This is a genomic window from Kribbella amoyensis (assembly GCF_007828865.1).
Lineage (GTDB): Bacteria > Actinomycetota > Actinomycetes > Propionibacteriales > Kribbellaceae > Kribbella > Kribbella amoyensis.
This window is the reverse complement of record NZ_VIVK01000001.1, coordinates 1,099,790-1,121,092: the sequence shown is the minus strand read 5'-3', so window position 1 is coordinate 1,121,092 and position 21,303 is coordinate 1,099,790. Positions and strand designations below refer to the sequence as shown.

General features: G+C 68.9%; 29 protein-coding genes. 9 read left to right on the top strand and 20 right to left on the bottom strand.

From position 1 onward, the window contains the following. Positions 1-22 precede the first annotated feature (22 nt). A complete protein-coding gene (locus FB561_RS05395; protein ID WP_170284581.1) occupies positions 23-961 on the top strand; it encodes an aldo/keto reductase in 939 nt (312 codons plus the stop codon). Between the two features lie 22 nt (positions 962-983). Here the strand turns inward: FB561_RS05395 and FB561_RS05390 are convergent, their stop codons facing one another. Continuing rightward, a complete protein-coding gene (locus FB561_RS05390) occupies positions 984-1,364 on the bottom strand; it encodes a MerR family transcriptional regulator (RefSeq protein ID WP_145803646.1) in 381 nt (126 codons plus the stop codon). A 125-nt stretch (positions 1,365-1,489) separates the two neighbouring features. Between FB561_RS05390 and FB561_RS05385 the strand changes: the two genes are divergently transcribed. Continuing rightward, the gene (locus tag FB561_RS05385) at positions 1,490-2,377 is read left to right on the top strand and encodes an ester cyclase (protein ID WP_145803644.1); all 888 of its coding nucleotides are present in this window, start codon (positions 1,490-1,492) and stop codon (positions 2,375-2,377) included. Between the two features lie 24 nt (positions 2,378-2,401). On the opposite strand, the gene mraY is transcribed toward FB561_RS05385, so the two are convergent. The 6 genes from mraY to FB561_RS05355 all read right to left on the bottom strand — a co-directional run bounded on the left by mraY (position 2,402) and on the right by FB561_RS05355 (position 7,306). After that, a complete protein-coding gene (mraY, locus tag FB561_RS05380; RefSeq protein ID WP_145803642.1) occupies positions 2,402-3,487 on the bottom strand; it encodes a phospho-N-acetylmuramoyl-pentapeptide-transferase in 1,086 nt (361 codons plus the stop codon). A 57-nt stretch (positions 3,488-3,544) separates the two neighbouring features. Then, entirely contained in the window at positions 3,545-4,327 is a 783-nt protein-coding gene (locus tag FB561_RS05375) for an inositol monophosphatase family protein (protein ID WP_145803640.1), read from the bottom strand. Positions 4,328-4,335: 8 nt separating this feature from the next. Continuing rightward, positions 4,336-5,034, bottom strand: coding sequence for a class I SAM-dependent methyltransferase (locus tag FB561_RS05370; RefSeq protein WP_145803638.1), 699 nt, complete (start codon positions 5,032-5,034; stop codon positions 4,336-4,338). A gap of 180 nt (positions 5,035-5,214) precedes the next feature. Beyond that, positions 5,215-5,976, bottom strand: a complete 762-nt coding sequence (locus tag FB561_RS05365) for an SAM-dependent methyltransferase (RefSeq protein WP_238334664.1) — start codon at positions 5,974-5,976, stop codon at positions 5,215-5,217. Positions 5,977-6,161: 185 nt separating this feature from the next. Next, entirely contained in the window at positions 6,162-6,641 is a 480-nt protein-coding gene (smpB, locus tag FB561_RS05360) for an SsrA-binding protein SmpB (RefSeq protein WP_145803634.1), read from the bottom strand. Between the two features lie 35 nt (positions 6,642-6,676). Then, positions 6,677-7,306 carry a histidine phosphatase family protein gene (locus FB561_RS05355; protein WP_145803632.1) on the bottom strand — a complete coding sequence of 210 codons (630 nt, stop codon included), beginning with the start codon at positions 7,304-7,306 and terminating at the stop codon, positions 6,677-6,679. 131 nt (positions 7,307-7,437) lie between these two features. Here FB561_RS05355 and FB561_RS05350 point away from each other — a divergent pair, with 131 nt between their 5' ends. Then, complete coding sequence (locus FB561_RS05350; RefSeq protein WP_145803630.1) at positions 7,438-8,310, top strand: MIP/aquaporin family protein; 873 nt, start codon at positions 7,438-7,440, stop codon at positions 8,308-8,310. An 8-nt stretch (positions 8,311-8,318) separates the two neighbouring features. Here the strand turns inward: FB561_RS05350 and FB561_RS05345 are convergent, their stop codons facing one another. From FB561_RS05345 to FB561_RS05325, 5 genes are all read right to left on the bottom strand, one after another. After that, positions 8,319-9,035, bottom strand: coding sequence for an ion channel (locus tag FB561_RS05345; RefSeq protein WP_145803628.1), 717 nt, complete (start codon positions 9,033-9,035; stop codon positions 8,319-8,321). A 51-nt stretch (positions 9,036-9,086) separates the two neighbouring features. Continuing rightward, positions 9,087-10,535 (bottom strand): DUF2252 domain-containing protein, encoded by a 1,449-nt coding sequence (locus FB561_RS05340; protein ID WP_145803626.1) that lies wholly within the window; start codon positions 10,533-10,535, stop codon positions 9,087-9,089. Between the two features lie 104 nt (positions 10,536-10,639). Then, positions 10,640-11,128, bottom strand: coding sequence for a GNAT family N-acetyltransferase (locus tag FB561_RS05335; protein WP_238334663.1), 489 nt, complete (start codon positions 11,126-11,128; stop codon positions 10,640-10,642). A 156-nt stretch (positions 11,129-11,284) separates the two neighbouring features. Next, positions 11,285-12,130, bottom strand: a complete 846-nt coding sequence (locus FB561_RS05330) for an SCO6745 family protein (protein WP_145803622.1) — start codon at positions 12,128-12,130, stop codon at positions 11,285-11,287. Positions 12,131-12,491: 361 nt separating this feature from the next. After that, positions 12,492-13,046 carry a DinB family protein gene (locus FB561_RS05325; RefSeq protein WP_145803620.1) on the bottom strand — a complete coding sequence of 185 codons (555 nt, stop codon included), beginning with the start codon at positions 13,044-13,046 and terminating at the stop codon, positions 12,492-12,494. A gap of 28 nt (positions 13,047-13,074) precedes the next feature. On the opposite strand from FB561_RS05325, the gene FB561_RS39170 reads away from it, so the two are divergent. From FB561_RS39170 to FB561_RS05310, 3 genes are all read left to right on the top strand, one after another. Then, on the top strand, positions 13,075-13,446 hold the full coding sequence (locus FB561_RS39170) for a class I SAM-dependent methyltransferase (RefSeq protein ID WP_170284580.1): 372 nt from the start codon (positions 13,075-13,077) through the stop codon (positions 13,444-13,446). Beyond that, a complete protein-coding gene (locus tag FB561_RS05315) occupies positions 13,439-14,095 on the top strand; it encodes a hypothetical protein (protein ID WP_145803618.1) in 657 nt (218 codons plus the stop codon). Before FB561_RS39170 ends, FB561_RS05315 begins: the two co-directional genes overlap by 8 nt. Positions 14,096-14,231: 136 nt before the next feature. Next, positions 14,232-15,350 (top strand): serine hydrolase domain-containing protein, encoded by a 1,119-nt coding sequence (locus FB561_RS05310; RefSeq protein ID WP_337692290.1) that lies wholly within the window; start codon positions 14,232-14,234, stop codon positions 15,348-15,350. Here the strand turns inward: FB561_RS05310 and FB561_RS05305 are convergent, their stop codons facing one another. From FB561_RS05305 to FB561_RS05275, 7 genes are all read right to left on the bottom strand, one after another. After that, a complete protein-coding gene (locus FB561_RS05305; protein WP_145803613.1) occupies positions 15,351-15,728 on the bottom strand; it encodes a VOC family protein in 378 nt (125 codons plus the stop codon). Between the two features lie 27 nt (positions 15,729-15,755). Beyond that, positions 15,756-16,049 (bottom strand): hypothetical protein, encoded by a 294-nt coding sequence (locus tag FB561_RS05300; RefSeq protein ID WP_145803611.1) that lies wholly within the window; start codon positions 16,047-16,049, stop codon positions 15,756-15,758. Between the two features lie 231 nt (positions 16,050-16,280). Further along, entirely contained in the window at positions 16,281-16,694 is a 414-nt protein-coding gene (locus tag FB561_RS05295; RefSeq protein ID WP_145803609.1) for a GNAT family N-acetyltransferase, read from the bottom strand. Beyond that, a complete protein-coding gene (locus FB561_RS05290) occupies positions 16,691-17,176 on the bottom strand; it encodes a GNAT family N-acetyltransferase (RefSeq protein ID WP_145803607.1) in 486 nt (161 codons plus the stop codon). Before FB561_RS05290 ends, FB561_RS05295 begins: the two co-directional genes overlap by 4 nt. Before the next feature lie 2 nt (positions 17,177-17,178). Next, positions 17,179-18,018, bottom strand: coding sequence for an alpha/beta fold hydrolase (locus tag FB561_RS05285; RefSeq protein ID WP_145803605.1), 840 nt, complete (start codon positions 18,016-18,018; stop codon positions 17,179-17,181). A gap of 51 nt (positions 18,019-18,069) precedes the next feature. Continuing rightward, positions 18,070-18,357, bottom strand: coding sequence for a DUF1905 domain-containing protein (locus FB561_RS05280; RefSeq protein WP_145803603.1), 288 nt, complete (start codon positions 18,355-18,357; stop codon positions 18,070-18,072). Positions 18,358-18,376: 19 nt separating this feature from the next. Then, the gene (locus FB561_RS05275; RefSeq protein WP_145803601.1) at positions 18,377-18,625 is read right to left on the bottom strand and encodes an Imm7 family immunity protein; all 249 of its coding nucleotides are present in this window, start codon (positions 18,623-18,625) and stop codon (positions 18,377-18,379) included. Between the two features lie 52 nt (positions 18,626-18,677). On the opposite strand from FB561_RS05275, the gene FB561_RS05270 reads away from it, so the two are divergent. Continuing rightward, on the top strand, positions 18,678-19,349 hold the full coding sequence (locus tag FB561_RS05270) for an HAD family hydrolase (protein WP_145803599.1): 672 nt from the start codon (positions 18,678-18,680) through the stop codon (positions 19,347-19,349). A 17-nt stretch (positions 19,350-19,366) separates the two neighbouring features. Here FB561_RS05270 and FB561_RS05265 read toward each other — a convergent pair whose 3' ends face one another. After that, positions 19,367-19,756, bottom strand: coding sequence for a VOC family protein (locus FB561_RS05265; RefSeq protein ID WP_145803597.1), 390 nt, complete (start codon positions 19,754-19,756; stop codon positions 19,367-19,369). A 181-nt stretch (positions 19,757-19,937) separates the two neighbouring features. Between FB561_RS05265 and FB561_RS05260 the strand changes: the two genes are divergently transcribed. Next, complete coding sequence (locus FB561_RS05260; RefSeq protein WP_145803595.1) at positions 19,938-20,345, top strand: VOC family protein; 408 nt, start codon at positions 19,938-19,940, stop codon at positions 20,343-20,345. Positions 20,346-20,471: 126 nt separating this feature from the next. Further along, complete coding sequence (locus tag FB561_RS05255) at positions 20,472-21,287, top strand: alpha/beta fold hydrolase (RefSeq protein ID WP_202880546.1); 816 nt, start codon at positions 20,472-20,474, stop codon at positions 21,285-21,287. Positions 21,288-21,303 lie beyond the last annotated feature (16 nt).

Genomic DNA, 21,303 nt, shown 5'->3' with positions numbered 1-21,303 from the left:
CTCCAGCTATGAGGGTGGGGTCATGAACACACCCACGATGGCCCTCGGGACGATGTACTTCGGCACCAGGGTGGACGAACCGACCGCATTCTCGATCCTCGACCGGTACGCCGAATTGGGCGGCGCCTTCGTCGATACCTCCAACAACTACAGCTTCTGGACCTCCGAGACCGGCTTCGGTGGCCAGAGCGAGGCTTTGTTGGGCCGCTGGCTGGCGTCCAACCCCGGAGTCCGCGTCCGCCTCAGTACCAAGGTCGGCGCCCAGCCGACGCGGGTCGGCGGATTCCCCGACCATCTCGAAGGGCTGGGCAAGGACGTGGTCCGCACCGCCATGGACAAGAGCCTGGAGCGGCTGGGCGTGGACGGGGTGGACCTGTACTGGGCGCATGTCGAAGACCCGACCGTTCCGGTGGAAGACCTGGTCGAGACGTTCGGCGGCCTGGTCCGTGACGGACTGACCGCTCGCTGGGGCTTGTCGAACCACCCGTCCTGGCTGCTCGAGCGGATCCGGGCCACCGCCGAACGCGCCGGCCAACCGGAACCGGTCGCGTACCAGGAGCGCTACTCCTACCTTCAGCCCGCCGGTGGCATGGCCGTGGAGGGCCAGCCGATCCCGCTGGGAATGCTGTCGCCGGACGGCCTCGACTTCCTGCGGCGCAACCCGTCGTTCGAGGGCTGGGTCTACACCGCCACCCTCCTGGGCCGGTACGACCGCGACGACCGCCCACTCGAGACCGAGTACCGCCACCCGGGCACCGAACGACGGCTGGCGGCGCTGACCCGGGTCGCCACTGCACGCGGACTCCGACCGGGCCAGGTGGTGCTCGCGTGGTTGGCCTCCGGGAGCCCGGCGCTGACCCCGATCGTCGGGGTCAGCAGCGTCGAACAGGTCGAGCAGGCCGTGGAAGGCGCGTCCACCGTCCTCACCGAGGACGAACTGGCGGAGCTGGACGGCGCCTAGGACAGCCCGATACCGGAGTGGCTCAGGACGCCGCATCCCCGGTCCGGCGGAGCTCCCCGCGGTACCACTCCGCCTTCTCCTCGACCCGGGTGAGGGTCGCGTCGAGCTCGGCGATCCTCGCCCGGATCGAGGCGGCGTGCTCCTCCAGCAACGCGACTCGCTCCGGCATCGTGGTCTCGTCACGGCTCAGCTCGCCGTACCGGCGCAGCTGCTCGATCGACATCCCGGTGTCGCGCAGGCACCGCAGGAATCCGAGCATCCAGAGATCGCCGTCGCTGTATACGCGCCGCCCACCAGCGTTGCGCTCGATCCGCGGCAGAATGCCTTCGCGCTCGTAGTACCGCAGCGTATCGATGCTGAACCCGGATTCCGCGGCCGCCTCGGCCGGCGAGTAGGTCGTCATCACCCGAACGTAACAGCCCACCTGGAGCCAACTCCAGCTCCAACCAGACCAGCCCGCCGGCCAACCACCGCACCTTGGCCGGCGTCAAAAGCTGGGGGACCAGCATCGTTGAGGGGGCGATCACCATGTCCGCGGAGGGGAACAAGGCGATCCTGCGGGACGCGTACGACGCGGTCTTCACCCGGCACGAGCTACACCGCGCTGACGAGTTCTACGCTGCGAACTACCTCGACCCTGGTGTCCTGCCGCAGCCAGGCGGTCTGGAAGGAACCAAGCAGAGCTGGGCTTCCGCCCTCGTCGGCGTCCCCGATCTGCGGGTCGCGATCGTGGAGCTGATCGCGGAGGCGGACAAGGTCGCGGTGTCCTGGTCATTGGAGGGCACGCACTTGGAGGACTCGCCGGGCCTTCCAGTGACCGAACGGCCTGTCCGTTTCACTGGCCTGGCGCTCTATCGCCTTGCCGCCGGCCGGATCGTCGAATTCGTGGCGGGTACGTCGCCGATGTCGTCGCTGCGTGTCGGCGTCACGCAGAAGGTGATCGCCGATCGGTCCACCGAGCGGTCGAAGGCCCTGCTGGACGAGGTTGTGCGGCTGGTCCCCGAGATCGATGAGATGGACCGTCCCCGGTTGTTCGACTTCGAGTTCGCGCACGAACCGAGGAAGCGTCAGGTGATCGCCGGCGCGGACCGAACCTACCCGGGGCTCGGTCAAATCACTGTGCACATCGCGGTCAGCTCCCCGGGCAGGTGGCGGTTGCCCTGTACCCCTGGGAGTACCGGCGATCCGTGCACCCGGATCGAGGATTTCGCGGACGGATCGACGGCTTATCTGCGGACCTATACCGTCCCTGGCACCGTTGGCCATGCCTACGACGTCACCCTGGTCAAGCCCGACGGCACCGGCATCTCCGTCTCCAGCGCCGCCTACCGCCCCGAACACGCAGACATGCCTGACGCCCCACTGTCCCTGGACCGGGTCCTGGAGATCGCTCGACAGATCACCATCACCCCCTGAACCCACCAGTTCTGTACGTGAGGGTCAGGTCAGCCAGGTGGCGTAGAAGATGCCGAGGCCGAGCGCGACGAAGACGCCGGCGATGACCCAGAAGCGGATCACTACGTTGACTTCGTCCCATCCGAGGTGTTCGAAATGGTGGTGGATGGGAGCGATGCGGAAGATGCGACGGCCGGTACCCGTGAGTCGCTTGGTGACCTTGAAGCTGATCATCTGCAGCAGCACGGACAGGGTCTCGAGGACGAACAGTCCGGCGATCACGGCCATCAGGAGTTCGGTGCGGGACATGATGGCCAGGCCTGCCAGGGCGCCGCCGAGGGCGAGTGAACCGACGTCGCCCATGATGATGCGGGCGGGCTTGGCGTTCCACCAGAGGAAGCCGACACAGGCAGCGGCGATGGCGGCCGCGAAGATCGCCAGGTCGAGCGGGTCGCGGACCTGGTAGCACTGTGACTCCACCACGTTCGGCCGCGTGGAGTCGCACAGCTGGTTGTTCTGCCAGATGTTCACGATCGTGTACGCGCCGAAGATCAGCGCCGACGAACCGGCGAGCAGCCCGTCGGCACCGTCGGTGAGGTTGGCGCCGTTGGACGTCGCGGTGACGAGGAACCAGATCACCAGCAGGACCACGACCAGGGGCAGCTTGATCCCCCAGTCGTGTGTGGTCGAGAGGTACTGCGACGCCGGCCGGACACCGCGCTCGTCGGCGAAGAACTGCGTGGCCAGGACCCCGAAGACGAGCGCGACCAGCGTCTGGCCCGCCATCTTGGCCCGGCTGCTCAGGCCCTGGTTGTTCTGGGTGTAGACCTTGATGAAGTCGTCGAGGAACCCCACCACCCCGCAGCCGAGGAACAGCAGCATCAGCAGCCAAGCGCTGGCACTCGGCCACCGGCCGGTCAGGATCGTTGCCGCCAAGTACGCCGCGGTGGCACTCAGCAGGATCACGAGGCCGCCCATCGTCGGCGTACCCCGCTTGACGTGGTGGGTCCTCGGTCCGTCCTGCCTGATCGGCTGGCCGAAGCCGCGCCGGGCGAACCACCCGACCGCGACCCGCGTCCCCAGCAGCGAGCAGACCGTGGCCAGAAAGCCGCTCAGGAGAAGTGCCCGCATACCATTCAGCCTTCCTGGCCGTTCGGATGACGCTGGAACAGAGCTTCTCCGAGGCGACTAGCGGAGTCGCTCAAGGTGCTCGAGAAGGTCTGCCTGGACTTGCTCGGAGGCGCTGACCACCAGGCCGTCGCCTGCGTGCAACGGGCCTCCGGAAAGATTCGTGACGACGCAGCCGGCAGCTTCGGTGATTGCCAGGCCGGCGGCGAAGTGGAGGTCGTTGCGGAAGGTTCCGTCGGAGACGTACGCGGCGCGTCGGCCGGCCGCGACCCAGGCGACGCCCAGAGTCGAGGAAAGAACGCGTGGCGAGTACTGCGAGCGGAACGCGACGTCAGCCACGAGTTGCGCGCTGACCGATCTGCTGCCGCTGGGTCGGTCGACGTTGATCTCCACCAGTCCCGTGGCCGGCGTTGGGACCAGTGGATCGTCGGTGTCCCCGCGTCGCACCCACGCCGACCCGCCGTCGGTCCAGAAGATCTCGTCCGCCATCGGGTCGGCAGAGGCTGCGGCTACTGTCCGATCGTCGTCGAGCAGGGCGACATTCACGACCATCAGGGGAGTGGTGGCGGCGAAGTTGAGGGTCCCGCACAAGGGGTCGATCAACCACCGCCGAGCCGTTGAGGCGGGACCGGATCGACCGAACTCCTCTCCTTCCCGGGCGTCGTCCGGTCGGTGGGCCGAGAGCACGGCCACGATGGCCTTCTCGCCGTCCAGATCGGTCTGGGTCGCGAAATCCGTCGACGACTTGGCGTATCGGGTGGTCTCCCGGCCGTACGCCCCGGCGACGACACGCGCTCCGGCCTTGGCTGCCTTGAGCGCAACCTCTGCGTCGGTCAACGTCATCGGTCGGGTCAGCACGCCTCGAGGACGAAGAAGATGAAGCTGATGAACCTTGCCGGGTGTGGCAGACCCTCCGGACGCAGTTCGGTGGGCGTGTCCGGGTCGATCGGCGGCTCGCTGATGGCCGAGATCCGGAATCCGGCCGCTGTGAAGGCGTCGCTCATCGCCTGCAGAGGCCGGTGCCAGAGCGTGTAGACGACGGTACGGCCGGCGTGCTCGGCGTCGAAGGAGAACTCGGTGACCCCGAAGTAGTCGGCGTCGGGGTTCAGCGCCTGGTGGACGATCGGGTGGTTCAGCGACAGGATGAGGCGCCCGCCCGGCTTCAGTACCCGGCGGAGCTCCGCGAGCGGCTCGGTCCAGTCCTCCAGGTAGTGCAGGACGAGGGACGCCATGACGTCGTCGAACGCGGCGTCGTCGTACGGGAGCGGCTTGGCCAGGTCGGCGACGGTCAGGTCGGCGTCCTCGCCCAGCCGTCGGCGAGCCAGGTCGATCATCGCCGAGCTCAGGTCGAAGCCGGAGACGATCGCGCCACGGTCGCGGAGCGCCGCCGACAACGGACCGGCGCCACAGCCGACATCGAGGATCCGCCGGCCGGTCACGTCGCCGGCGAGGCTCAGCATCGCGGGCCGCTCGTAGTGGCCGTTGAGCAGATTGACCTCGTTGTCCGCGGCGTACGCCTCGGCGAACTCGTCGTAATCGGTCTTCGGCACCAAGCGCTCCTTCGGTCGGCCGGCAGCAACGATCCACGTGCTGTCGCGACTCGCCGGCAGCACGGTGTCCGTTGGTGAAGACGTGCCGATGCCCGAAATAGTTTGCCGGACTTCAGCGCGTGGCCGACCGGACGCCCGGTCGAGGCGCCGGACGAAGTCGCCCGGCGCTGGAGCTTCGGGTCAGCGCAGGCGGGCGACGCCGCCGAACTCGATCCACTCCCGGGTCAGCTGCTTGGCCGGGGTCTGGGCCTCGTCGGGACGCCAGGTGGAGACCTCGACCAGACCCGGCTCGAGGATGTCCATGCCCTCGAACCAGCCGGCGACGTCCTTCTCCTCGCGGACGCGGCCCCAGTGTCCCTGGGTCGCCTGGTCCATGAACTTGGTGACCGACTCGCGGATCGAGGCGTCCTCGCTGACCAGCTGGCACAGCACCACGAAGCTGCCCGGGACCAGTTTCTCGGTGACGCGGCGGACCACGGCCGGCGGACCGTCGGTCTCGCTGTCCGGGATGCAGTGGAAGACCGAGTTGAACAGGACCGCCACCGGCTTGGAGAAGTCGAGCAGCCGCTCGGTGTCCGGGTGGGAGAAGATCGTGTCCGTGTCGCGCATGTCGGCCTGGATGACCGTGGTGCGCTCGTCCTCGACCAGCAGGGCGCGGCCGTGCGCGAGGACCACCGGGTCGTTGTCGACGTAGACGACGTGGGAGTCCGGGGCGGTGCGCTGGGCGACCTGGTGCACGTTGTTCTGCGAGGGCAGACCGGAGCCGTGGTCGAGGAACTGCCTGATCCCGTGCTCCTCGGCGAGGACCTTCACGGCCCGCGCGAGGAACTGCCGGTTGTTCACGGCCAGGGCGCGGGTGCTGGGTACGACCTTGTCCAGCTCCGCTACGGCCGCGCGGTCGGCGGCGAAGTTGTCCTTGCCCCCGAGATAGAAGTCGTACATGCGCGCGGCTGTCGGAATGGATTCGTTGACCGTCGTCATTGGCGTCTCAGGCTGCATACCTTCCCCAAGTTCCGAGCTTTGCCGAGCGGAACGCCGGCTGACGACACATTACTAGGTCTCGGTCACCTGGGGTATCGACAAGGCACGCCTGGTGACAATCGCCTGGCCAGACCGCAGGTAGACCCTCAGGCCGAGCGGCCCTTGAGCCGCCGGCTGAGCGCGCGCTGGGCCTCCCGGCTCGCCTCCCGCTCGGCGAGTGCCTGCCGCTTGTCCCACGTCTTCTTGCCGCGGCCGAGGGCGATCTCGACCTTCGCGCGGCCGTCCTTGAAGTACAGGAGTGTCGGGACGATCGTCAGCCCGCTCTCGTTCACCTTGCGCTCGATCTTGTCGATCTCAGCCCGGTGCAGCAGCAACTTCCGCTTCCGGCGCGACCCGTCGTTGAACCAGCGAGCTTGCATGTACTGCGGGATGTGGACGCCGTGCAGCCAGATCTCCCCGTTCTCGACCTGCGCGAATCCACCCACCAAAGAAGCCCGCCCAGCCCGGAGCGCCTTCACCTCCATCCCCTGCAACACGATCCCCGCCTCCCACGACTCCCCCAACTCGTAGTCGTGAGCAGCCTTCCGGTTACGCGCGATCACGGGATCCGTCTGGGGCTTCTTCACAAGCCGATTCTGCCCCGCCACCTCAACCGACGCTTTTACAGACCCTGTAGGTGGGTTGTTTCGTTGAGGGTGATGACCTGGTGGCTGTGGTGGGTGTCGTTGTGGAGGAGGGTGGTGATGCTGCCTGAGGTCAGGGGGAAGAAGGCTCGGTCTGTGGACTTCATCGGCATGCCCAGCCAGGCGGTGATCAGGTAGCTGGTGGCGGAGCCGTGGGACACGACGATCTGGTACTCGGCGTCGCGGCTGAGGATGTCTTCGAGGGCCGGGTAGAGGCGTTCGACCAGGGCCAGCCGGGTTTCGGCGCCGGCTGGTCCGTCGTGGTGGCCGAGGCGGTCGCCGAATTCCGGCATCGGGATGCGGCGCTCGGCCAGCCACGCCTGGGGACGCCCGTCCGCCTCGCCGTTGGACCGCTCGCGGAGTCGCGGGTCGGTCCGGACGTCGACGGAGAACCTCTGGGCGATGCGCGCTGCCGCCTGGCCGGCTCGGCGGAGGTCGGAGGAGTACACCTCGACCGGCTGAGGTCCGATCCTGCTCGCCAGCACGTCGGCGATGCGCTCCGCCTGCAGGTGCCCACGGGCTGTCAGCTCCGAGTCGTACCAGCCTCCGACGAGGCCGTCGACGTGATCCTGTGCCTCGGGATGCGTGACGAGATAGACGTGTCTCATGGCCCCTCCTTCGAGGGTCGGAGCCTCTCACGCGTCAGGTCCGGGGGAGCGTCATCCGCGCAGGGTGATGCCGTCTAGGACGCTCGATTCTCACCCTGGGAGGAGGGGGCCGACCGGAGAGGGGCGTCCAGATGACCAGCAAGCAAGAGGGACAGGTCCGACCGGCCGCGCCCGACGGTAGGACTACTCCCGCGCATGTCGAGGTAGCGCTGCGGTCCTTCGGGGTGCCGAACTCGGTCGCCCACGAGTTCGACTTCTGGGACGGCAGTTACGAGGCGCGGCGGCTGTTCTCCGAACTGCTCGGCACGTTCTTCCTGGTCCTCGTCGCCGTCGGTGGCGGGATGGTGAACGCGCGTTTCGGCGGCGACGCGGTCCCGTACGGCGCCTTGGTCGTGTCACCGGCGTTGATGGTGGCGGCCATCATCCTGTTCATGGGCGCGGTGTCCGGTGCGCACCTGAATCCGGCGGTGAGCATCGCGTTCGCGCTGAGGGGTGACTTCCCGTGGAAGCGGGTGCCGGCCTATATCGTCGCGCAGCTGCTGGGCGCCGTACTGGCCACGCTGCTGCTGGCCGCGCTGATCGACAAGCAAGGCAGTGCCGGGCTGACCCTGCCAGGCAACGGGATCTCGGCCACCACGGCGATGCTGTGGGAGATCGTGCTGACCACCGGACTCGTGAGCGTGATTCTCGGGACCGCCTCCGGCGCCCAGCAGATCGGGCCGTTCGCCGCCCTCGGGGTCGGCAGCTACATCGCGCTGGCCGGGTTGTGGGGATCGCCGGTCAGCGGCGCGTCGATGAACCCCGCGCGATCGCTCGGACCGGCCCTGGTACTCAACGACTGGAGCGCCTGGTGGGCCTACCTGGTCGGCCCGGTGGGTGGCGCCGTCGTCGCCGTCGGCTTCGCCATGATCCTGCGCGGGGTCGGCGGGGGACGGAGTGGGATGTCGGCCGCGCAAGGCACGCTCGGCGTGGACTGGCGAACGGGGACCCAGCCGCGCCAGTAGGCCGCGGTTCAGCCGTCGTCGGACGGCGGGCGCCTGCGCGCAGGGCGTACGGCGTTGACGACCTTGGCCACCGCCGTCACCAGGAACAGCTGGCCGATCAGCATCTCCCCGACGGCGAGGCTCTGACCCGGATTCTCGGCGGGGACCAGATTGCCGTACCCCGTGGTGGTCAGGGTCGTGAACGAGAAGAACAGGTCCTGGGCGGAGTCGCCCTCGCCCTGCGGCCCGAAGAACGGACCGTCCTGGATCACCCCCAGGGCCCGGTACAGGAAGGCGAACGCCATCCCGACCATCAAGTACGCCGCGATCGCACCCAGCAGCGTCTCGCCGTCGACGGCCGGACGCAGGACCAGGTGGCGCACGATGACGACCGGCGCGGCCAGGTACAGCAGTCCGCTGGTCACGGCGATGATCCCGGAACTCGCGGCCTCGTTCGGGACGAACAGGTGCAGGACCGCGATCCCGGCCGAGGCGACCAGGAGGACACTGGCCACCGCGCGAAGTCGCCGGCGCGCCTGGGAAGCCCGGAGCGTCATCCAGATCGTCGTGATCTGCAGGACCAGGCCCAGCGACGCCGTCCAGGCCGACGTGGCCATCGCGGTCACGACGTAGGTGACCAGGATGAGCACCAGCACCAGGCCGTAGCTGTCGGGTGAGGCGATGAGCTCGCGGACCCGCCTCGGCCGCCGTCGGGGCCGAACCCGGTGGTCGGGCTCCTCCGCCATCGTGGACCTCCCGCGGTCGGCGCGCTCGGTGCGGGGGCCGGTCAGCGGCCTTCAGACGCCTTCGAGTGCTGTCAGCTGTCCGGAGCGGACCGCCTCGGCGAAGGCCTGGTAGTCGCGCTCGTTCTGGTCGGCGTAGTGCTTGGAGAAGTCGGCGATCGCCTCGTCGAAGTGGTCCCGCTTCCCCAGGTAGGCGTGGATCGCGATCGGATCACCGGAGCGGGCGTGCGCCCGGGCCAGGGTCCAGCCGCAGACCCGGGCGTAGAAGACGAGGCCGGTCGGGAGCATCGTCTCGACGTCGGCCGAGCCCTTCATGTCGCGCAGCTGCCGCCAGTAGAAGTGCCGGTTGTTGTCCAGCCCCTTGGTCCAGCCCAGGTAGATGTCGCTGGCGGCTTGCATCATCCGCTGGCCGTACACGACCCGCTCGCCGTGCTGCTTGTACCGGCTCCTGGGCAGGTGGTCCTCCAGCACGGACCTGGTGGCCTCCTTGACCTGCAGGAACAGCGGATCCTTCTGGTCGCGGCCCTGCAGCAGCCCGATGAACGCCCGGGTCCCGACGCTGCCGACCCCGACCACCTTCCGGGCGATGTCGATCAGCTCGAACCGCTCCAGCAGCTGACGCTGATCGTCGCGCAAGGTCGCCCGGTACGCCCGGAACTGCTCGTGCAGCGCATGCTCGATCTCGTCCGCGGACAGGTTGTACTCGCTCTCCAGCTCCCGCATCGGGACCACGATCGGCGGCTGGCTGATGATCCGGTACCGTCCGTCGACCAGCTCACCCAGCTTCGACAACGCCTGCAGGCTGTCCCGGGTGTGGGCCTTCTCGACGGCCTTCACGGCGGTCGCCTCGGCCCGCTTGAGCTTCTTCGCGTTCTTCTTGTCCTTCCCGGTACTGGCGGCGGTCCGGGCCTGGCGGATCCCGGCCAGCAGCTCCTCCTCGTCCAGATGCGAGTACCAGATCGCCATCGTGCCCATCTTCGCGAAGTCGGCCATCGCCTTCCGGTACGCCGCCACGGACTCCACCGTCGCCGCCCGGGCGTCGGCCTTGGAGAAGCCGTTGTTCCGGGCGGCGATGGTGAAGCTGGCCGCCATCCGTTTGACGTCGTACTCGAACGGACCGGGCAGGGTCTCGTCGAAGTCGTTCAGGTCGAACAGCAACCGCCGTTCGGGGGAGGCGAACGCCCCGAAGTTCGACAGGTGCGCGTCACCGCAGAGCTGGACGGTGAGCCCGGCCACCGGGGTCCCGTCGAGGTCGGACGCCATGATCTTGGCGGCGCCGCGGTAGAAGGTGAACGGAGAAGCCAGCATCCGCCCGTGCCGCACCGGGACGAGATCGGCCTCCCGATCGGCGTCCTGATCCGTGAGCAGCTTGACCGGGTCGGGCCGGTCCGCGGCCGGTTCCCAGGCACCATGGCTGGCCAGCGGTGTCCGGATCCTCGCCTCTTTGCCCCGAGCCCGCCGTTCCGTGACGTCGGGGTGCGCGACCCGCCTGGTCCCGGTCATCCGACTCGCCTCCCGTGGTCGTCCACTCCCACCTCGATGGCACCAACCACCAGCTACCCACACATCACCCGGATGGGATGACACCTGTGGCGCGCGAGACCAGCTCAATCGGTCGAGGTGGGGGAGGGCCACCGGCCGCACCACTGTTCAGCGCCGTACGCCTCGAACCGGTCCACCTCGGCGAACCCCAATTTCGCCGCGACCCGCAGTGAGCGGCTGTTGGCGGTCTGGGTGTAGAGCACGACCGGCTCGCCGGGCAGCGCGGTACTGAACCAGTCGAGCGCCGCCGCGGACGCCTCGGCGGCGTACCCGTGTCCCCAAGCCGCGGGCAGGAACAGGTAGCCGAGCGCGACCTCGGTACTCAGCCCGTCGTGCCGAGGGCGCTCAGGCTCGCGTCGATCGAGCGAGACGGTGCCGATCATCTCCCCGTCGAGCTCGACCACGAACAACCCGGGCCGCCGGTTGGGCACCTCAGGAACAGCCCGCTCCAGAGCATCCCGCGACTGCGCCCCACCGATGTACGTACCCACCTCCGGCGACGCGAGCAGGTCGATGACCCCAGCCCGATCCCGCCCCTCAGGCTCCCGAAGCACCAGCCGCGCGGTCCTGATCCGACCGGGCGGCCAACCAACAGCTCCCAGCTCGCTCACGGCGCGCAACCTATCGCAAGCAAACAGGCGACTTCTCGCTACTGCTCGGGCCGATGGCGAGTGACGGCCTTGCACCTCCGATGAGCTCAGACCACCGCACTAGTGGCCGGCGGGGGTGATCTTCTCGGCGAGGGGGCCCAGGTCGGCGGTGAGCTGGTCGGCCTCCGCCGGCGTCAGGACGTCGTACGCGGGCGCGGCCAGCGTGTCGGTGAGGGCCTCGATCCGGTCCTTGGTCGCACGGCCGGCCGGGGTGAGCCGCGTGTCGTCGTCGACGAGTCCACGGACCTGCAACCCTTCGACGACGGCGGCGAGCTGGTCCGGCGAGAGCGGGTCGAGGCGGCCGAACTCGCGCGGTGTCATGCCGTGCGCGAGGGCGTGAAGCACATGGGACTCCTGGCCGTTGATCCCGGCGGCGACCAAGGCGGTGAGGTGGCCGTCGCCGCGGTGCTCACGCAGGAGCGTCGCCGCGTGCCAGAGACGGGCGACCGGCTCGTCGGGCACCGGGAGCGACCGGAGCGCGGAGTACAGGATCCGTCCTTCGCCTGGGGCGTTGAAAGCGGCGCGGAGCACGAGATCGGCGGATCGGGCGACCGCGGGGCCGTCGGCGAGGTCACCCACCATCCGGCGCAGGGCGGCGACACAGCCCTGCTCGCGGGCGGCGAGTACGGCGTCGGGGGTGGCGACGTCCCAGACCTCGGGGATGCAGGCGGCGACCTCGCCGGGCGCGAAGTTGTAGAAGAGCGCGTCCACGACCTCGGCCGGTACCTTGCCCAGCGGCGCGGAGCGGGCGGCGAAGTAACCGGGCCAGTAGCCCTCGTAACCGAGGGCCTGGAGCGCCTCGGTCGGCTCGTCGGCCATGTAGGCGACCTCGTGGATCGGTACCAGCAGCTCCTGGCACAGGCGGCGCGCGAGGGCTTCGCGGGGAGTGCTGCTGGTCGCGTACATGGTGACCTCCGGTACTGAACCGACCGGCCCGGTGCCGATCTCTCACCCTGGCTACGAACGGGTCCGGCCCCGTTCGACATCCTCGCCGGAGATCTTCTGTCGGGCCGGTCGATCAGCTAGCCGCCCAGCGAGTAGTAGTCGTAGCCGAGGTCGGAGATGTACTGACCGGGGGCGAAGCTGCGCGCGGGTGTGCCGGTGCAGGTTCTGCTGATGTACAGGCGCTGCTTCACCGTCGAGGTGTTGTAGACGGAACTGACCCCGAACCACTGCCGGCAGGACCCCGGGGGGCACCGGTCGCCTTGACGAAGCCGTCGAAGCTGCTCTTAGACCGCCGACAGAACACCGCCGATCAACAGGCAGCTCAGACATCGTTGTCGAAGGCACGGAAATGATCGGCGGCCTGCTGGACCTTGCCCTTCAGGAACGCGGCGTCGGCGTCCGCCGTGGTCCGGCCGTCGATCAGCTCACGAAGAATGTCGGCATGGCCGGCGTGCTGCGAGGTCTCGGCGGTCATCCGGACCAGCGCGCCCAAGGTCGTTGCCCCTTCCACCCAATGCGCGACCTGGCCGGGGCTGTCCAGATCGAGCTCGGCGATGGTCCGGTCGGAGTGCGCGCACGCCTGCCGGTACACAGCGGTGATGTACTCGCTCGACTCGTCCGGTGTGGCCCACAGGTCGATCTCGGTGGACGGGTCGTCGCGGAACCACGACGGTCGTTCGATCGGCGGGCGTCCGAACGCCTCGCCGAGGTACCCGTACTCCAGCCCCGCCAGGTGTTTGACCAGGCCGAGCAGATTCGTCCCCGTCGGCGTCATCGGGCGACGGCGGTCGTACTCGGGCAATCCGTCCAGCTTGGTGAGCATCACCGTACGGGCTTGGTGCAGCGCTGCCGAGAGGTCCGCCTTGAGATCGCTCATCGCCTGACCGTATCGGCTGGTAATCCAGGTGCGGGGCGGGAGAGGCGGGTGCGATTGTGCTCGTGACTGTGGAGGTGCGCGTGAGGTACGTTTCCTTGCGGAACGAGGCTTCCGGGTCGACGGGATCGACCTGATCCCGGACGCGATCGAACTCGCTCGGCGGTTCGCGCGGGAACGCGGTGTGGAGGTTGCCTTCAGCGTGCAGGACGTCTGCGCGATGGCGGACGAGCCGGCGCGCAAGGAGTACGACCTCATCGTGGACAGCTATTGCCTGCAGTGGTACCAACCGCATCGGCGTCACCTTCGCCCCGAGGCCCTGCGTGCAGAACTCGGTCGAGCTGGGTTCCGAGTCCTCTCCCAAGAAGCTGGAGACTTGGTTAGCATCGCCGACGATGAGTGACTGGGAGCGGTTCGTCGCAGAGGTCTCGTGGTTCGTCCAGCCGGGGGAGAAGGTGGACGTCGGTACCGCGCTGCCGTGGACCCGGGGTGGGGTCGACGGGTTGCCCGTACTGTCCGACCTCCTCGCGTCGGCGACGGTGACGCCCGTGTCGGTGGGCGGCAGGGCGTACGAGGTGGTTGCCTGGGGCCCGTCCGAGGGGCGGCGCGGCTGGCTCTGTCATCCACCGGTCGCGGCCTGGAACGACGCGGTGCACCCGATCCATCGCGAGTTCTGGAAGGTCTGCGGCGGCATCGTCGAACGCTTCGGCGAACCACCGAGCTGGTGGAGCAACCAGAACGAGGTCCTCACGGTCGCCGCGGCCGAGGTACGCGCCGCGGACGTGCTCGACGCGTACTCCTGGCTGTGGGAAGACAGCGGACTGGACCTGCCGATCGACCCGGCCGAGTACTCCGTGGTCGCGGTCGAAGCCAACGGCAACCTCACCCTCGCCCACCGCACCAAAGGCGACCTCCTCCTCTTCGCCCCCGACCACTCCTTCGAAGGCGTCACCGACCACCCAGCCTGCCCGCCCTACTCCCTCCTCACCATCGACGCAGCACCAGACCTCCCCACCTGGATAGACCTCTGCGCAGACGCTTGGCGCGGCTAGATTCAGGCAGGCTCCGGAGGCAACAACTGGTGGAACCCCCACGGGGGCTTGGGGGTGGGGTGGGGGTGGTTCCGGAGGGTTCTTTCGGGTCTGGTCCGTGAGGGTGGGGGTGACGGACTTTTGACTGGAGGCTGGGATGCGGCGCGTTGCTCGCGGAATCGTCGGTGTTGTTGCCGGCATGGGTTTGATGGTGGTGCCTGGGGTTGCTCTCGCAGCGCCGGGGAACGGGGATCGCTCGGGGTTGCAGGAGCGACTTGATGCGGTTGTTGCCGACGGCTCCGTTGGCACTTTGGCGGAGGTACGGGACGGCCGGCGGGTCTGGCGAGGTGCCAGTGGGGTCGCCGAGGTGGGTACTTCGCGGCCGGTACCGGTGGAGGGGCGGGTCCGGGTCGGTTCGATCACGAAGACGTTCCTCGCGACCGTCGTGCTGCAGCTCGTCGGCGAAGGGCGGATGGGGCTGGACGACTCGGTCGAGAAGTGGTTGCCCGGCGTCGTGCCGAACGGCGAGCGGATCACCTTGCGCCATTTGCTCAACCACACCAGCGGATTGCCGGACTACCGGTTTACGCTGGAGCGGCCCAACAGCCCGAAGTTCCTGGAGTACCGGTGGCGCACGTGGACCGCGGACGAGCAGATCCAGCGGGCCCTGACTCTCCCGCCGACCTCCGAGGAGCCGGGGAAGGCCTACTCGTACACGAACACCGGGTACCTGCTGCTCGGCCAGATCGTCGAGAAGGCGACCGGACGTTCGTACGCGGAGGAGATCGAGCGCCGCGTACTCCGGCCCCTGCACCTGCGCAACACGGTCCTGCCGGGGACGGGCCGGCGGATCGCGGGTCCGCATCCGCACGGGTACGTGCCGACCGAGTGGGAACCAGGCAAGCCTGAGCTGGTCGACTTCACCGAGATGAACCCGTCGTTGTTCGGCGCCGGTGGCGAGATGATCTCCACGATGGCGGACCTGAACCGCTTCGTCGCCGCCCTGCTCGGTGGTCGGCTGCTCCCGCCGCACCTGCTCGACGAGATGAAGAAGCCGGCCGTCGAGGGCAAGGCATACGGGCTCGGCCTGGCCTGGCGGGACACGACCTGTGGTCGCAAGGTGTACGGCAACGACGGCGACGCGGTCTCGTACCAGACGTGGTCCTTCACCACCGAGGACGGCCGCCATCGCGCCGCGCTCGCCCTGACCCCGAACTTCACCGGCGACGTGGACCCGGCTGTCGACGCCTTCCTGGACAAGGCGATCTGCGGCTGATCAGGAGCGCGGCGGGAGCCAGCACAAGCAGAAGGGGTGACCGGCCGGATCCGCGTACACCTGGAACCCGGACGGAGTACTACGGTCCTCGGCGGCCTTGAGCAGGCGGGCGCCGAGTGCGACGACCTCGGCGTGGGCGGCGTCGAGGTCGTCGACGTAGAAGTCGAGGTGCAGCTGTTGCGGGGTCCCGTCGGGCCAGTCGGGCGGGACGTGGTTCGGAGCCAGCTGGATGCCGAGCTGCCAGTCGCCGTCGACCCAGATGTTGTGCCAGCGGTTCGACTTCTCGACCGTCCCGCCGAGGAACCCGGCCCAGAACGCGCTCTCCGCCTCGAGATCCGCCGCGTCGAGCACGATCATCTTGTGCCGGATCTCGGCCATCGGTCACTCCTCAGGTCGGTGATGGTCTCAAGCTACGCCGAGCGCGGCGTCGAGCCGGTCCGGCCAGTCGGCGTGGGCGAAGTGGGAGTTCATCAGAGCGTCCCGCCAGTCGAGCTCGGCAAGCTCCAACTGCCGGCGGAAGGCGGTGAAGTCGCCCTTCGCGGGGAGGACGAGCGCGGCCTGCATGCGCTCGGGATTCTGGGACGCGCCCTGGGCAAGCTTCTCGGGGATGTCGGCAAGCCGAGCCAGCACCCGCGGCGCCTGGTCGGGCGAGAAGTCCGCACGAATCCGGCGCTCCAGCCGGTCGGAAACCTGAGCCATGCCCCGATCATCACACGCCGCGTGCAAGTGGACAGGAGGTCGACTGGAGAGGTGGAGCTGCAGCACTCACAAAGTGTGCCAACGGCGGTGCGGTCGGGCGGGAGTAGGCGTGGACGCCCTGGGGTGGCAGGGCCGGTGGGAGGTTGGTGAGTGGTGCAGGTTCGCTTCTGCCCGCGACGATCGCGATCCCGCGTACGACAGCGACCTGCTGCTCCTGGTCCCGCCAAACGGTCAGCGGTCGAGGAGGAACCAGTAGTTGGCGGTCGGCCCTTGGGCTGCGAGTCCTCCACCGAGCGATTCGTACAGCGCTCGCGCGGGGGCTCGGTCCGCGCCCGTGGTGAGGAACATCTTCGTCGCACCAGCTGCGCGGCCGGCGTCCATGAACGCGCACATGAGCCCTCGGCCAAGACCCTGACGGCGATGCGATTCGGCGACTTTCAGTTGGTGCACGTAGATCATCGGCGGACCGTCCGGCCGGATCAGCTGGTAACCCCACACCCACCCGACGACCTCGCCCTCGTCGACCGCCACGTAGGCCAGCGAGCCCGGCGCCTCGAGATACGCGCGGTTGGCGTCGGTGTTCATGAACTTCTTGGTCGCAACGGTCAGGTGGTCGAAGTCGGCAGACACGATCTCAGCAGTCATGAAGTCCTCTTGAGGATCTGGAATCCGCGGCGGCGGTAGTTCGGCAGGGCGTGCGGGTGGTCGGTACTGGAGGTCTGCAACCAGACCCGGGTGGTCGGGTCGGCGAGGGTCCACGCGGTGCGGATCACCTCAGTGAGGAAGGCGGCGCCGAAGCCGCGGCCCTGGTAGGTGGGGACGAGGCCGAAGACGACGATGCCCACGACGCCTTCGGGTTCCACCGAGAGTTCCGCGAACCCGGCCGCGTCACCGTGCACAGTGGCGACCCAGGTGTGGATGGTCGGAGGGGCGAGCTCATCGGCCCATTGTCCGTCCGACCAGGTCAGGCGACCGCCGGTTGCCAGCGGCTCCCAGGTCTGCCGGTAGAGGTCGCCGATCTCGGCCGCTGCCTCGGGACCGACCTCGGTGAGCTCCAGCGAGGACGGCGGTGGGTTGCCCGGGACGAGTTGATCGGGGGACGTCATCTCCAGGTGGATGATCGTCATCGTCAGGCGAGGAAGGTCGCGGTGGTTTTCGTGAAGGCCTGCGGGTCGTCCAGCCACGGGCAGTGGCCGGCCTGAGGTTGGGTGGTGCGGGTGGCTGAGGGGAAGAGGGCCGCGTACTCGTCCACGACGGCTGGGGGTGCGGCGAGATCCACTTCGCCCGCGAGGAGGAGTACCGGGTTGGTGAAGGCGGCGAGGGCGGCTCGGGTCGTCGGTGGGTCGTAGGCGCCCGCGGAGCCGAAGATCGCGGCGGCCTCGTTGTTGCGCTGGGTCGCGTTGGCGGCCTCGTGGGCCTGGGCGGCCTCGTCCCAGCGGCCCCAGCGGAACGGGTCGATGGCCTGCCAGTCGTCGTCGGTCGCCTGGCCCTGGGTGATGCGTTCGAGGGCGGCGAACGCGGCCGGGTACCACGGCTCGCCCTCGCGGAGGCGGGCGACTTCGAGACGGTGGTCGCCGGTGACCTGGAGGTCGACGGCGAAGACGCTCGGCGTGATCAGGGCGAGCTTGCGGACGCGGTCCGGATGACGGGTGAGGTACAGCGCGGCCAGGTTGGCGCCGGCCGAGTGCGCGAGCAGGTCCAGCTGGTCCAGGCCGAGGTGCTCGCGGAGCGCTTCCACGTCGTCGACGAGGCGGTCGCAACGGTACGAGGTGGCGTCCTCCGGTACGGCGGACTGCCCGGTGCCGCGGAGATCGAGGAGGTCGAGCTGCCGGTGTTCGCCGAGACCACCGAGGTCGCCGAGGTACGCGGAGTCGCGCATCGGGCCGCCGGGGAGGCAGATCAGCGGTTCCCCTTGTCCGAGGAGGTGATAGGCGAGCGTGGTCCCGTCGGAGGTGGTGAAGGTGGGCATCTGGTGAGCTTCGCAGCCGGACCGGAGTGCAGCAACCGGGTTATTCCGGCGTCAGTCGGTGACGGTGAGGTGCAGGTCGACCGTGTCGCCCTCGTCGAGGGATTCGGCGCGGCGGACGACGGCCTTCACCGGGACGATATAGCTGCCGTCCTTGGGGTACAGCGACGTGGTCCACTCGGTCCCGCCGATCCGCGCGGTCACCGGGATCATTCCCCACCCGTAGCTGACGAACGACGACTCCGCCTGCAGATCGGCGCCGAGGTCCTCGGGCACGGTCACGAAGTACCAGGGTGCCGGGCCGCGCCAGAACCAGATCTCGCCGCTGAACTTCAGCTCCATCGGGCCAGAATACGAGTCCTCACTCCGGGACCGCGGGATCCTCCACCCGGCCGACGTGCGGCGACAGGCTCGCATCCACCTCCGCGCTGACCGTTCCCCGCCGCAGGACCCACCGACGCCAGTCGCTCTCCCGGTCGAAGTCGATCGCGTACAACACCCCGTACGACCCGGGCGCCAGCTCCGCGATCGACCGGAACAACTCGACCGGACCGCCGTACGCAATCCCAGGATCAGCCACAACAGTCGCCCAGCCGTGCCACTCGTACATAAGCCGACACTCTCACGGACATCCCCCGGAGCCGCATCGGTAGGTTGAGCGGATGATCGGGTTCTTCGAGCGGGCCAAGGGCGTGTTGCTCGACTTCGACGGGCCGGTGGCCGATCTCTTTCCGAGCGGATACACCGGGAGGATCGGGGACGCGGTCCGGGAACCTCTGGTCCGAGCCGGGGTCGAGCTGCCGGAGCCGGTCGCCACCTCGGTCGACCACCTCGTGGTGCTGCGGTTCGCCGCCGCGCAGGCCCGTGATCAGCTGGAGGAGGCCGAGCGGATCGCCGTCGAGGCCGAGGTCGAGGCGGCTCGTACTGCGCCCGTCACGGCCGGGGCCGCCGAGTTCCTGGACGCCTGTACCACCGCGCGCCTGCCCATCACCGTTGTCAGCAACAACGCGGCACCCGCGATTGACCTCTTCCTCCAGCGACACGGGTTCGTGGCGAAGGTCGGCGAGGTGGTCGGGCGGCCGTTCGCGCGGCCGGAGTCGATGAAGCCGAGTCCCCGGATGATCGAGCACCTCGCCGTCGACCCGGCCGGCTGGGTGATGATCGGGGACTCGGCGAGCGACGTCGAGTTCGCCCGGCGGATCGGGGCCGGTGCGGCGATCGGGTACGCCAAGACCCCGCGGCACCATGACCGGCTCTCGGCCGCGGACGTCGTGACCGAGAGCATGGCCGAGCTGGCGGACGCCGTACTGCAGGTCGCTCGCCGGCGGGGCTAGTTGGTCGCGAGGCGCGGTCAGTCGGTCGCGGTCAGGGCGGCTCGCTCCGAGGCGCTCACCTCGATGCAGAACTCGTTGCCCTCGGGGTCGTGCATCGTCACCCAGCCGCGGCCGTTGGGCTTGCGGTGGTCCTCGTGGATGGTCGCGCCGAGTCCGACCAGGCGGTCGACCTCCTCGTCGCGGGTGCGCTCGTCGGGCTGCCAGTCGATGTGGACGCGGTTCTTCGCCGTCTTTCCCTCGGGCACTGCGATGAACAGCAGCGCGGGGACCGGCGACGGTGCCTCGACCAGGACCTCGTTGTCGCCCGGCGCGTCGTCCGCGGAGACCGGCCAGCCGGTCGCCTGGCTCCAGAAAGTCCCCAACTGGTAGGGATTCGCGGCGTCGATAGTGATGTGGCGCAGGATCATCCGCACACCCTAGGGCATGGCGTTCTCGTTGAAAGTTGTCATGGTCAACGATCACGGACGGCGCGGGACCGGTCACGGCGCGAGGTTGCCGCAATTGCCTGGTGCCGAGGCATCGCGGACCGTCCGGACCCGGCGTTAGTGTGCGAGAGAACAGAGGTCGTCTCGGCAAGGGGAGTGTGTGATGGCGTCTCGACTCAATCCGTATCTCCAGTTCAACGGCGACGCGCGCTCGGCGATGGAGTTCTACCAGGGGGTCTTCGGCGGGCAGCTGGACGTGAGCACGTTCGCCGAGTTCGGGATGGAGAACGCCCCGGAAGGGCTGATGCACAGCCAGCTCGAGGCGGACAACGGGTTCACCCTGATGGCGTCGGACACACCGCCCGACATGCCGTACAACCCGGGCAGCAACATCACGATCAGCCTCAGCGGCGACGACGGCGACGAGCTCCGCGGGTACTGGGGGAAGCTGTCCGACGGCGGCACCGTGGCCGTCCCGCTGGAGAAGCAGATGTGGGGCGACGAGTTCGGCATGTGCGTGGACCGGTTCGGCATCGGCTGGATGGTGAACATCGCCCAGCCGCAGGGCTGAGTGTCTCCAGAGCTACTGCGCCTGCCGGATGGGCGGCAGGCGCAGTACTGGAGCGCGGCCCCGCCCACACGATCCGGCCTGTTCCGGCGCTTCGGACCCGGACGCGGGAGGTCCCAGCCTGACCCGGTGGTCTTCTTCCTGCACGGCTGCCCGGACACGAGACATGCCGCGTACCCGGGAGCGGAGGCGGCCACCGACGCCGGCGTCCGCCTGATCGCAGTGAACCGGCCGGGGTACGGGCTGTCCGACCCGTGCGACTCGGACCACCTGACCGTGGCCGACGACGTCGCGGCCGTGGCGGACCAGCTCGGCATCGAGCGGTACGCCGTGCTCGGGATGTCCCTCGGCGGTCCGTACGCGCTCGCCTGCGCGGTCCGGCATCCCGGCCGGGTCACCGCGGTCGCGCTGGTCGAGTCGCCGGCGATCCCGTTCGAGCTCGATCCGCCGTACCACCGCGACGACCTCGGACCCGACCAGCAGAAGTTCTTCACCGACCTCGCCCATGGCACCGTCGACGAGGCGATCGAGGCGCTGCGGCCCGGCTTCGAGAAGTACCGCGCGAGCCTCGCGCTCGACGACCCGGACGACGAGGCGCTCGCGGCCCGCTGGATCAAAGGTCACCCGCCTCTCGACGCGGCGTACCTGGCCCACCTGCCGCCGTCGGCCGTCGCGGCGTCGGTCCGCGAGGCGCTGGCGAACCCGGCCGGCTATCTCCGCGACGCCGCGATCACCTTCCGGACCTGGTCGTTCCGGCCCGAGGCGGTCATCTGCCCGGTCACCGTGCACCACGGTGTCGAGGACCCGAATCCGTCCATCCGCAACGCGCATTGGCTCGCCGCGCACATCCCCGGCGCGACCGCGACCTTCCACCCGACCGCGCACCTCACCACACTGCACGAGCACTGGCCGCAGTTCCTGGACGAGCTCACCGGCCGGAGCTAAATAAGTACCGCGCGTC